Annotated in this window: 9 protein-coding genes; 6 read left to right on the top strand and 3 right to left on the bottom strand. The window is 73.4% G+C overall.

What is annotated here, in order from left to right; genetic code table 11:
• Window positions 1–162: 162 nt before the first annotated feature.
• From HHL19_RS06535 to serA, 5 genes are all read left to right on the top strand, one after another.
• On the top strand, window positions 163–3078 hold the full coding sequence (locus HHL19_RS06535) for an EAL domain-containing protein (protein WP_169087553.1): 2916 nt from the start codon (window positions 163–165) through the stop codon (window positions 3076–3078).
• A gap of 256 nt (window positions 3079–3334) precedes the next feature.
• Entirely contained in the window at window positions 3335–5182 is a 1848-nt protein-coding gene (locus HHL19_RS06530; RefSeq protein ID WP_169086560.1) for an acetolactate synthase large subunit, read from the top strand.
• A 35-nt stretch (window positions 5183–5217) separates the two neighbouring features.
• Window positions 5218–5742, top strand: a complete 525-nt coding sequence (gene ilvN / locus HHL19_RS06525) for an acetolactate synthase small subunit (protein WP_169086558.1) — start codon at window positions 5218–5220, stop codon at window positions 5740–5742.
• Between the two features lie 74 nt (window positions 5743–5816).
• Window positions 5817–6818 (top strand): ketol-acid reductoisomerase, encoded by a 1002-nt coding sequence (gene ilvC / locus HHL19_RS06520; protein ID WP_169086556.1) that lies wholly within the window; start codon window positions 5817–5819, stop codon window positions 6816–6818.
• 237 nt (window positions 6819–7055) lie between these two features.
• On the top strand, window positions 7056–8645 hold the full coding sequence (gene serA, locus HHL19_RS06515) for a phosphoglycerate dehydrogenase (RefSeq protein ID WP_169086554.1): 1590 nt from the start codon (window positions 7056–7058) through the stop codon (window positions 8643–8645).
• A 37-nt stretch (window positions 8646–8682) separates the two neighbouring features.
• On the opposite strand, the gene HHL19_RS06510 is transcribed toward serA, so the two are convergent.
• The 3 genes from HHL19_RS06510 to HHL19_RS06500 form a co-directional block, all read right to left on the bottom strand.
• Window positions 8683–10125, bottom strand: a complete 1443-nt coding sequence (locus HHL19_RS06510; RefSeq protein WP_169086552.1) for a leucyl aminopeptidase family protein — start codon at window positions 10123–10125, stop codon at window positions 8683–8685.
• 13 nt (window positions 10126–10138) lie between these two features.
• Window positions 10139–10627 (bottom strand): DUF2087 domain-containing protein, encoded by a 489-nt coding sequence (locus HHL19_RS06505; RefSeq protein WP_240981488.1) that lies wholly within the window; start codon window positions 10625–10627, stop codon window positions 10139–10141.
• Between the two features lie 279 nt (window positions 10628–10906).
• Complete coding sequence (locus tag HHL19_RS06500) at window positions 10907–11275, bottom strand: hypothetical protein (RefSeq protein ID WP_206325475.1); 369 nt, start codon at window positions 11273–11275, stop codon at window positions 10907–10909.
• Between the two features lie 70 nt (window positions 11276–11345).
• On the opposite strand from HHL19_RS06500, the gene HHL19_RS06495 reads away from it, so the two are divergent.
• The gene (locus HHL19_RS06495; protein ID WP_346768473.1) at window positions 11346–11819 is read left to right on the top strand and encodes an MFS transporter; all 474 of its coding nucleotides are present in this window, start codon (window positions 11346–11348) and stop codon (window positions 11817–11819) included.
• The last annotated feature ends 3 nt before the right edge of the window (window positions 11820–11822 follow it).

The following is an 11822-nucleotide window of genomic DNA, read 5'->3' as shown; positions in this document are numbered from 1 at the left end:
CCGACCGTCCCGGGGGCGCACGCCCACGGCTCCGGCGCACCCGGCCCGGCCCCCGCGCGCACAGGGCGCGACGTGCCCGCCCCGCGCGGCGGCGAGGGCGGCGGCCCCGGGCGCGACGCGGGGTGGGGGAGCGCGGTGAACGGCACCGGCGCCACCGCGCTGATGCGGCGCGGGCCCGCCCCCGCGGGGCCGCCCGGACCCCCGGGTCCGCCCGGAACCGATCAGCCCGCCCCCGGCTCCGGCCCCGAGTGCGGGGCCGCCTGGGCCGGCTCGTTCCTCGCGCAGATCGCCCTCGGTCTCGTCTGCGCCGGCTACACCACCGGCGCCTCCCTCGGCTGGGGCTCGCCCCGACTCGCCCTGTTCATGGGGGACTTCGGGCTGAGCGCCGCCGCCTTCACCGCCGCCGTCTCCTGCTTCCTCTACGCCAGGACCGAGCCCGGAGGCACCCGCCCCGCCTGGCTCCTCTTCGCCTTCTCGTCCTTCATGGCCGGCGCCGGGAACGCCGTCTGGGGCTGGTACGAGGTCGTGCTCGGGCAGGACGTCCCCGAGTCCTCCGTCGCCGACCTGTTCTTCTTACTCTTCGCCCCGCCCGCCATCGTCGGCCTCCTCGTCCTCGCCAAGAAGCCCGTCACCCGGGCCGGCTGGGTCTGCCTGGGGCTCGACGCCTGGCTCATCGCCGGATCCCTGCTGACCCTCTCCTGGAGCCTCGCCCTCGCCCACACCGCCCACTTCCAGGGCGAGTCCGTGGCCCAGGCCGCGCTGTCCCTGGCGTACCCGCTGCTCGACATCGTGCTCGTCAGCATGGTCCTCGCCCTCCACTTCCGGCGCTCCCCGGCCAACCGCTCGGCGGTCAACACCGCGATCGCCGCGCTCGCCCTCACCGTGCTCTGCGACGCCCTCTTCACCTCGCCGCTGCTGCGCGCCAACTACGTCTCGGGCCAGCTGCTCGACGCCGGCTGGTTCGCCGGCTCCCTGCTGCTCGCCTACGCCCCCTGGGGGGTCCACCGCCCGCCGGAGGCGACGGCGGCCCGCGCCCCGGTGCCCGCCAGCCGGCCCATCGCCGGCTCGCTCGCCGCCCTCACCCCGTACCTCGCCGCCGCCGTGTGCACCCTCGGCATCCTGTACAACGTCGTCGAGGGGCGCCGGGTCGACCGCGTCGTCGTCCTCACCGGCTGCGCCGTCGTCCTCGCCCTCGTCGTCCGCCAGGGCATCATGCTGATCGACAACATCGCCCTCACCCACGAACTGGCCCAGAAGGAGAACCACTTCAGGTCGCTCGTGCAGAGCTCCAGCGACGTCATCATGATCGCCGCGCCCAACGGCGTCCTGCGGTACGTCAGCCCCGCCGCCGCCGGGGTGTACGGCCGGGACGCCGAGGAGCTCATCGGCTCCGAGCTGGCCGCGCTCATCCACCCCGAGGACCTCGGCGCCGTCGTCCACGAGATCCGCCGCTTCCTCGCCGCCTCGCCCGCCGAGGAGCCCACCACCCGCATCGAGTGCCGCTTCCGCTCCGGCCCCGCGGGCGCCCACCGTCCCGCCGAGACCGAGATTGAGGCCGAGGCCGAGGCCGAGGGAGAGGGAGAGGGCGAGTGGCTCAACGTCGAGTCCACCGTCAACCGCCACCAGGGCGGCCTGATCTTCAACAGCCGCGACGTCACCGAACGGGTCCGGCTCCAGGCCCAGCTGCAGCACAACGCCGAGCACGACCCGCTCACCGACCTGCCCAACCGCGCGCTCTTCACCCGACGCGTCGGACAGGCCCTCGGCGGCCGCCGCTCCTCCGACCCCGGCACCGCCGTCCTCTTCATCGACCTCGACGGCTTCAAGGCGGTCAACGACCGGCTCGGCCACCAGGCCGGGGACGACCTCCTCGTGCAGGCCGCCCGCCGCCTCCAGGAGGCCGTACGCGCCGGGGACACCGCCGCCCGGCTCGGCGGCGACGAGTTCGCCGCCCTCATCCTCGGCGACGGGCACCACGACCGCGCCGCCCGCCAGACCCAGGTCCAGGAGATCGCCGACCGGCTCCGGCTCACCCTCTCCCGCCCCTACCGGGTCGACGGCGGCACCGAGGTCCGGGTCGCCGCCTCCATCGGCGTCGCCTTCGCCGAGCCCGGCATCGGCGCCGGCGACCTGCTGCGCAACGCCGACCTCGCCATGTACCGGGCCAAGGCCGGCGGCAAGGACCGGGTCGAGCTGTACGTCCCCCAGATGCAGGCCGAGGTCGTCCGGCGCACCGAGCTCGCCGCCCGGCTGCGCAGCGCGCTCCACGACGGCGAGTTCGCCCTCCTCCACCAGCCCGTCGTGGACCTCGCCACCGGCCGGGTCTCCGCCGTCAGCGCGCAGGCCCGCTGGCGCTCCGCCCAGGGCATCCTCTTCACCCCCGCCGAGTACCTCCGCGTCACCGACGACGGCGAGCGCACCGCCGAGCTCGGCCGCTGGGTCCTGGAGGAGGCCGTCGAGCAGGCCGCCGAGCGGGCCGGCGCCGGCCACCGCACCCCGGTCTCCGTCCGGGTCTCCGCCCGCCGGCTGCTCGACCGCTCCCTGCCCCTCGGCTCCGTCGAGGCCCTGCTCGCCCGGCACGGGCTGCCGTCCGGCTCCCTCGTCGTCGAGCTGGCCGACACCGACGAGCGGACCCCCCTCGACGAGCTGGAGCAGCGCCTGGTCGCCCTGCGCCGGCTCGGCGTCCGCGTCGCCCTCGACGGATTCGGCAGCGGACACGTCGCCGTCCACGCCCTCAGGCGCCTCCCGGTCGACATACTGAAGCTGGACAGGGCACTCGTCGAAGGCGTGGTCGAATCCGCCCGGCTCCGCAAGATCACAAGTGGGGTGCTCCGCATCGCCGGCGAGCTGGGCCTGCAGACCGTCGCCGAGGGCGTCGACGTCCCCGAGCAGGTGCTGGCCCTGCGGTCCATGGGCTGCCGGCACGCGCAGGGCATGGCCTTCTCGGGCCCGCTCGACGAGTACCGGCTGCGGCGCGCCCTCGTACGGGGCGACTATCCGCTGCCCGGAGCCGTCTCCGTACCGGCCGGCAAGGGGTCCGAGGAGCGGCGGAATCCCTCCCCCGAACCGTTCACATGATGAGACGTGCGTCCCACCCACTTGACAGTGGTGTGGCCCGGGAGGGAGGGTCAGTGCCATGCGCACCCGAATTCTCGTACTTGGAAAGCGCGTCGGCTGAAGCCGGGCCCCTGAAGGCCGGCTGAGAACCACCCGACGCGCTCCCCTCGCTTGCCTTCTGGCACGAGGGGTTTTTTGTTGCACCGGTTCTCCCGGACGTCGACGCCAAACCCCGCAAAACCCCCGCAAAAACCCTCTGCTTCGAGAAGAGATGCTGATGACCGAGCAGGCCACCGGGCACCATCCGCAGCCGCGGCCCCGCAGCGGCGCGACGCCCGCCCCCACCGTCGAGCACGTCACGGGCGCGCAGTCCCTCATCCGCTCTCTCGAAGAGGTGGGCGCGGACACCGTCTTCGGCATTCCGGGCGGCTGCATCCTCCCGGCGTACGACCCGATGATGGACAGCGAGAAGGTCCGCCACGTCCTGGTCCGCCACGAGCAGGGGGCCGGCCACGCCGCCACCGGCTACGCCCAGGCCACCGGCAAGGTCGGCGTCTGCATGGCGACCTCCGGTCCCGGCGCCACCAACCTCGTCACCCCCATCGCCGACGCCCACATGGACTCCGTCCCGCTGGTCGCGATCACCGGGCAGGTCGCCTCCAAGGCGATCGGCACCGACGCCTTCCAGGAGGCGGACATCGTCGGCATCACCATGCCGATCACCAAGCACAACTTCCTGGTCACCAGGGCCGAGGACATCGCGAAGACCATCGCCGAGGCCTTCCACATCGCCTCCACCGGCCGCCCGGGCCCGGTCCTGGTCGACATCGCCAAGGACGCCCTCCAGGCGAAGACCACCTTCTCCTGGCCGCCGCAGACCGACCTGCCCGGCTACCGCCCGGTGACCAAGCCGCACGCCAAGCAGATCCGCGAGGCCGCGAAGCTGATCTCCGCCGCGAAGCGCCCGGTCCTGTACGTCGGCGGCGGTGTCATCAAGTCCGGCGCCACGGCCGAGCTGAAGGTCCTGGCCGAGCTGACCGGCGCCCCGGTCACCACCACCCTGATGGCCCTCGGCGCCTTCCCCGACAGCCACCCGCAGCACGTCGGCATGCCCGGCATGCACGGTGCCGTCACCGCCGTCACCGCGCTCCAGAAGGCCGACCTGATCGTCGCCCTCGGCGCCCGCTTCGACGACCGCGTCACCGGCAAGCTGGACAGCTTCGCCCCGTACGCCAAGATCGTCCACGCGGACATCGACCCGGCCGAGATCGGCAAGAACCGCGCCGCCGACGTGCCGATCGTCGGGGACGCCCGCGAGGTCATCGCCGACCTGGTCCAGGCCGTCCAGGCCGAGCACACCGAAGGCAGGAAGGGCGACTACACCGCCTGGTGGTCCGACCTGAACCGCTGGCGCGAGACCTACCCGCTCGGCTACGACCTGCCGGAGGACGGCAGCCTCTCGCCGCAGCAGGTCATCCAGCGCATCGGACAGCTCGCCCCGGAGGGCACGGTCTTCACGGCCGGCGTCGGCCAGCACCAGATGTGGGCCGCCCACTTCATCGACTACGAGAAGCCCGCCACCTGGCTGAACTCCGGCGGCGCCGGGACCATGGGCTACGCCGTCCCGGCCGCCATGGGCGCCAAGGCCGGCATGCCCGACCGCACGGTCTGGGCGATCGACGGCGACGGCTGCTTCCAGATGACCAATCAGGAGCTCGCCACCTGCGCCCTGAACAACATCCCGATCAAGGTCGCCATCATCAACAACGGCGCCCTCGGGATGGTCCGCCAGTGGCAGACCCTCTTCTACAACCAGCGCTACTCCAACACCGTCCTGCACTCCGGCCCGGACGACGTCAACCCGGAGGCCAAGGGCACCCGCGTCCCGGACTTCGTGAAGCTCTCCGAGGCCATGGGCTGCGTGGCGATGCGCTGCGAGTCCCCGGAGGACCTCGACAAGGTCATCGCCGAGGCCAACGCCATCAACGACCGGCCGGTCGTCATCGACTTCATCGTCCACGAGGACGCCCAGGTCTGGCCGATGGTCGCCGCCGGCACCTCCAACGACGAGGTCATGGCCGCCCGGGGCGTCCGCCCCGACTTCGGCGACGGCGAAGACGACTGAGCAGCGACGAGCCACAGGGAAGAGACCCACACACCATGTCCAAGCACACGCTCTCCGTCCTGGTCGAGAACACGCCCGGCATCCTCGCCCGGATCGCCGCCCTGTTCTCCCGCCGCGGCTTCAACATCGACTCCCTCGCCGTCGGCGTCACCGAGCACCCCGACATCAGCCGCATCACCATCGTGGTCAACGTCGAGGACCTGCCCCTGGAGCAGGTGACCAAGCAGCTCAACAAGCTGGTCAACGTCCTGAAGATCGTCGAACTCGAGCCCAGCGCCGCGATCCAGCGCGAGCTCGTCCTGGTGAAGGTCCGCGCCGACAACGAGACCCGCTCCCAGATCGTCGAGATCGTCAAGCTCTTCCGCGCCAAGACCGTCGACGTCTCGCCCGAGGCCGTCACCATCGAGGCCACCGGTTCGGGCGACAAGCTGGACGCCATGCTCAAGATGCTGGAGCAGTTCGGCGTCAAGGAGCTCGTCCAGTCGGGCACCATCGCCATAGGGCGCGGCGCCCGGTCCATCACGGACCGGTCCCTGCGGGCGCTCGACCGTTCCGCCTGACGAGACCAGAAGACTTCCTGTCCACCACCCGCCGTACGGTGGGACGCAACATCAGCACACCAAGGAGAATCCCAGTGGCCGAGCTGTTCTACGACGCCGACGCCGACCTCTCGATCATCCAGGGCCGCAAGGTCGCGGTGATCGGTTACGGCAGCCAGGGCCACGCCCACGCGCTGTCGCTCCGCGACTCGGGTGTCGACGTCCGCGTCGGTCTGCACGAGGGCTCGAAGTCCAAGGCCAAGGCGGAGGAGCAGGGCCTGCGCGTGGTCACCCCCGCCGAGGCGGCGGCCGAGGCCGACCTCATCATGATCCTGATCCCGGACCCGATCCAGGCCAAGGTCTACGAGGAGTCCATCGCCCCGAACCTGAAGGACGGCGACGCGCTGTTCTTCGCCCACGGCTTCAACGTCCGCTTCGGCTTCATCAAGCCCCCGGCCGGCGTCGACGTCGCCCTGGTCGCCCCGAAGGGCCCGGGCCACCTGGTGCGCCGCCAGTACGAGGAGGGTCGCGGCGTCCCCGCGATCGCCGCCGTCGAGCAGGACGCCACCGGCAACGCGTTCGCCCTGGCCCTGTCGTACGCGAAGGCGATCGGCGGCACCCGCGCCGGCGTCATCAAGACCACCTTCACCGAGGAGACCGAGACCGACCTCTTCGGCGAGCAGGCCGTCCTCTGCGGTGGCGCCTCCGCGCTCGTCAAGGCGGGCTTCGAGACCCTGGTCGAGGCCGGCTACCAGCCGGAGATCGCCTACTTCGAGTGCCTCCACGAGCTGAAGCTGATCGTCGACCTCATGTACGAGGGCGGCCTGGAGAAGATGCGCTGGTCCGTCTCCGAGACCGCCGAGTGGGGCGACTACATCACCGGCCCGCGCGTCATCACCGCCGACACCAAGGCCGAGATGAAGAAGGTCCTCACCGAGATCCAGGACGGCACCTTCGCCAAGAACTGGATGGACGAGTACCACGGCGGCCTGAAGAAGTACGACGAGTACAAGACCCAGGACGAGAAGCACCTCCTGGAGACCACCGGCAAGGAGCTGCGCAAGCTCATGAGCTGGGTGAACGACGAGGAGGCGTAAGCCCCTCGGCGCGGGGCCGGACACGTCGTCCGGCCCCGCGCCGCATCCTTGGACACCCCGTCCAACCACGGACGGGTGATCCTTCCAACGAGGCGTACGACGTGCGCCGATGCGGCACTACACTGCTCAAACAACATCGCGTCTGGCCCACAGCGTCGTGCGCTTCCACGCGGCAAGCCCCCTCCACCGCCTGCGGCCGTCGGGACGGCCGTCCGCACTGCCTCTGTGAGGACTCACGTGAGCTCGAAACCTGTCGTACTCATCGCTGAAGAGCTGTCGCCCGCCACCGTCGACGCCCTGGGGCCGGACTTCGAGATCCGGCACTGCAACGGCGCCGACCGCGCCGAGCTGATCCCCGCGATCGCCGACGTCGACGCCATCCTCATCCGCTCGGCGACCAAGGTCGACGCGGAGGCCATCGCCGCCGCCAAGAAGCTGCGGGTCGTCGCCCGCGCCGGCGTCGGCCTGGACAACGTGGACGTCTCCGCCGCCACCAAGGCCGGCGTGATGGTCGTGAACGCGCCGACCTCCAACATCGTCACCGCCGCCGAGCTCGCCTGCGGCCTCCTCGTCGCCACCGCGCGCAACATCCCGCAGGCCAACACCGCGCTGAAGAACGGCGAGTGGAAGCGGAACAAGTACACGGGCGTCGAGCTCAGCGAGAAGACCCTCGGCGTCGTCGGCCTCGGCCGCATCGGCGTCCTGGTCGCCCAGCGCATGTCCGCCTTCGGCATGAAGGTCGTCGCGTACGACCCCTACGTGCAGCCGGCCCGCGCCGCCCAGATGGGGGTGAAGCTGCTGACCCTGGACGAGCTCCTGGAGGTCGCCGACTTCATCACCGTCCACCTGCCGAAGACCCCCGAGACCCTCGGTCTCATCGGCGACGAGGCGCTGCACAAGGTCAAGCCGAGCGTCCGCATCGTCAACGCCGCCCGCGGCGGGATCGTCGACGAGGCCGCGCTGTACTCGGCCCTCAAGGAGGGCCGCGTCGCCGGCGCCGGCCTCGACGTGTACGCCAAGGAGCCCTGCACGGACTCCCCGCTCTTCGAGCTCGACCAGGTCGTCTGCACCCCGCACCTCGGCGCCTCCACCGACGAGGCCCAGGAGAAGGCCGGCATCGCCGTCGCCCGGTCGGTGCGCCTCGCGCTCGCCGGCGAGCTGGTGCCGGACGCGGTCAACGTCCAGGGCGGCGTCATCGCCGAGGACGTCAAGCCGGGCCTGCCGCTCGCCGAGAAGCTCGGCCGGATCTTCACCGCCCTCGCGGGCGAGGTCGCGGCCCGCCTCGACGTCGAGGTGTACGGCGAGATCACCCAGCACGACGTCAAGGTGCTCGAACTCTCCGCGCTCAAGGGCGTGTTCGAGGACGTCGTCGACGAGACCGTGTCGTACGTCAACGCCCCGCTCTTCGCGCAGGAGCGCGGTGTCGAGGTCCGCCTCACCACCAGCTCCGAGTCGCCCGACCACCGCAACATGGTCACCGTGCGCGGCACCCTCTCCAGCGGCGAGGAGGTCTCGGTCTCCGGCACCCTGGCCGGCCCCAAGCACCTCCAGAAGATCGTCGCCGTCGGCGGCTACGACGTGGACCTGGCGCTCGCCGACCACATGGTCGTGCTCCGCTACGAGGACCGCCCCGGCGTCGTCGGCACCGTCGGCCGGATCCTCGGCGAGGCCGGTCTGAACATCGCGGGCATGCAGGTCTCCCGTACGGAGGAGGGCGGCGAGGCGCTCGTCGTCCTCACCGTCGACGACACCGTCCCCGCGGCCGTGATCGCCGAGATCTCCACGGAGATCGGCGCCACCTCGGCCCGCTCGGTCAACCTGATCTGACGCACCGCGTCACAGATCCCACCCCGACCCGGCCGGCTCAGTAGCCGGCCGGGTCGGCGGCACCGGCGGTCAGCGCCCGCAGCGTCTCCAGCAGGGTGCGGACCCCGAAGCCCGTCGCGCCGTGCGGGACCTCCCCGTAAGGCGGCTCGTCGTTCCAGGCCGGCGCCGCGATGTCCAGATGGGCCCACCGGGTGCCCGGGGCGAGGAACTCGGAGAGGTACAGCGCCGCCTGCACGGTGTCCCCGTGCCGGTGCGAGCAGTTGACCCGGTCGGCGACCGCCGAGCGCAGCCGCCGCCGCTCGTGGGCAAGGAGCGGCAGCCGCCACAGCGACTCCCCGGCCCGCTCGCCCGCCCTCCGCACCAGCTCCGCGAGCCCGTCGTCGGGGGAGAAGACCGCGCCGGTACGGGTGCCGAGCGCGTGCACCGCGGCCGAGGTCAGCGTGGCCACGTCGAGGACGACATCGGCGGCGCCGGGCGCGCTCGCCCGCAGCAGGACGTCCGCGAGCACCACCCGCCCCTCGTTGTCCGTATGGGTGATCTCGGTGGTCGTGCCGTCGAGGTGCCGCACCACGTCGCCCACCCGCAGCGCCCCGCCGTCCGGCATGTTCTCCGCCAGCGGCAGATGCGCCCGCACCCGGACCGGCAGGCCGAGCCGGGGCAGCGCCACCAGGGCGCCCAGGACGGCGGCGGCCCCGGCCATGTCGGCCTTCATCGTGTGCAGCTCGCCGGAGGGCTTGAGGGACAGGCCGCCGGAGTCGAAGGTGACGCCCTTGCCGACCAGGGCCACGGTGAGCGCGGCCGGCCCGGTCGGCTCGTACACCAGCTCCACGTACCGCGCGGGCTCGGCGGAGCCCCTGCTCACCGCCGTCAGGCCGGCGAGGTCCAGCCGGGCCAGGTCCTGACCCTCGTACACCGCGCAGGACAGCCCGGCCGCCGCGGCCTCGGTCTCGATCCGGCGGGCGAACGCGGCCGGGGTCAGCGCCCCGGGCGGGGAGTTGACCAGGTCCCGGGCGAGACAGGTGCCCTCGGCCGCGGCCAGCGCCGCCGCGAGCGCGGCAGGCCGGTCGCCCGTCACCCTGAGCTCGGCGGGCGGGGGCTGCCCGCGGCCGGTACGGAAGCCGTCGAAGCGGTACAGCGCGAGCCGGGCGCCCTCCGTGACGGCGGCGACCCGGTCGGCGGCCGTCACCCCGGTCCGCTCGGTGAGCGCCAGGTCGAGGCGGACGGTCCTGGCCGGCCCGGCGGCCCGGACGGCGGCCGCGGCCGCCTGCCGGAGGGCGGCGACGTCGGCGGTGGCCGCCGGGCCGAGCCCCACGTGCAGCAGGACGCCCCGCCCGTCCGCCGAGGGCTCGGCCACCACCTGCCCGACCCGGCCGAGGAAGCCCCGGCGGCGGGCGAACGCGCCGGCCTCGGCGGCCGTGTGCCGGGGCAGGGCCACCACGTCGGCCGGCTCGTCCACGGCGCCGGCGCGGATCAGGGTCACCTCCGGCGCCCGCTCAGGCCCGCTGGTAGCGCGCCGTGGCGTCGTCCCGCAGCAGCAGCCCCTCGTCGACCAGGGCGCGCCGCAGCGAGACCCAGTCGTCGAGCCAGCCGCCGCAGACGGCGTTCACCTTGGACTCCTCGTAGACGGTGCCCTTCTCGAAGGAGTCGGCGACCACGGTGAGCACCCGTCGGCGCACCTCCGCCTTGCCGGGGATCGAGGTCAGCCGGCCCTTGCGGAAGTAGGCGCCCGCGCCGTCCCCGCCGCCCCGGCCGGTCAGCCGCACCTCCTCGCGCACCGCGAGCCGGAAGGTGTCGTCGAGCAGCGTGTAGCCGCCCTCGGGGTCGTGGCAGGCGATCCGGCCCTCCACCAGCTTCTGCAGGGCCATCGCCGCTGCCGCCGGGCGGAGCCCGGTGCGCTCGGCGACCTGCGGCAGGCTGGTGGCGCCGAGGACCAGGGCCGCGTAGGCCGACCGCCGGTCGTCCTGGGCGAGCAGTCCGACCAGGTCGCGGCAGGACGGCGGACGCTCACCGCCCTGCGGTCCGCCCTCCGGTCCGCCCTCCGGGGCGGGGGCGGTCGGGGCGGCGGTGCCGGGGGTGTACTCGCTGGTCAACTCTCTGCCCTCGGATTCTCGTGCGGGCGCCGGGTCCGCCGGGGCGGCGGTCCGGGCGCGGCGGGTCGGGGACGGCGGCCCCGTGCCCCCAGGACTACCGTGCGGCGGGCCCGTCGGGAAACGGCGTTCGGCGGCATGCGCGCGGTTTCGGCCAGATCCCGTACGGCTCGGTCAGGGCCGGGTGGTGAGCGTGAGGGGGACGGGGGTGCGGGCCCGCCGGGGGGTGCCCTTCGGCGGCGGGGTGCGGTAGGCGGACGGCGTCGCCCGGGTGGCCAGCGCGATCACCTTCGTCCCCTCGCTGTGGACCCACCGCCTGCGCTCCCAGCCGGCCAGGGTGGCCCGTACCCGCTCCGGGTCCCCGCCGGTCAGGTCACGGTGGCGCGCCCCGCCGATGACGGCGCGGTAGAGGCGGGCGTCGTCGCCGGTGAGGACGGTGTCCTCGGCGGGGAGCCCGGGGCGCCGGTCGGTCAGGGTGACGGAGTCGAAGCCCAGCCGGTACGTGAACGAGGCACGCCGGTACTGGGCCCGCCACAGCCCCACCCGGGCCCCGAGGACCCGGCGCAGCGCGTCGCCGGGGGGACAGGTACGGAGAGAAGCGGTCTCCCAGCTCGTGTCGACCGTCGGCGTGGCCGGGCTCGCCCTGCTGCCGCCGGTGCCGGTGCTCGTCGCCTGCGCGGTGCTGGCCGGCGTCGGGGCGGGACCGCTGCCCGCGCTCTTCCTCGTCCTCGTCGGCGAGCGCGTCCCGGAGGAGGTGCGGGGCAGGGTCCTCGGGCTCCAGAACGCCGTCTCCATGACGGCCGTCCCGGTGAGCACCCTCCTCGCCGGACTCGTCGTCGAACGGGCCGGGCTCCGCGAGACGGGCGTGGCGCTCGGCATCGCCTGGTGCGCGGTCTCGGTGCTCCTCCTCGTCGTACCGGCGATGCGGGGCCTGGACGGCCCCGAGGGCGGGGGAGCGGACGAGACCGAGGACGCGGACGAGGACGGGGCTGCCGCCGCGGGTGTGCCCCGGCCGGCCACCGCCCCCGACACCGGTCCGGCGCCCGAGCCGGCGCCCGGTCCGGCCACCGTCCCCCGGGCGGAGTGAAGG

This window comes from Streptomyces sp. R302 (assembly GCF_012927245.1).
Lineage (GTDB): Bacteria > Actinomycetota > Actinomycetes > Streptomycetales > Streptomycetaceae > Streptomyces.
This window is presented reverse-complemented; position numbering and strand designations above follow the sequence as displayed.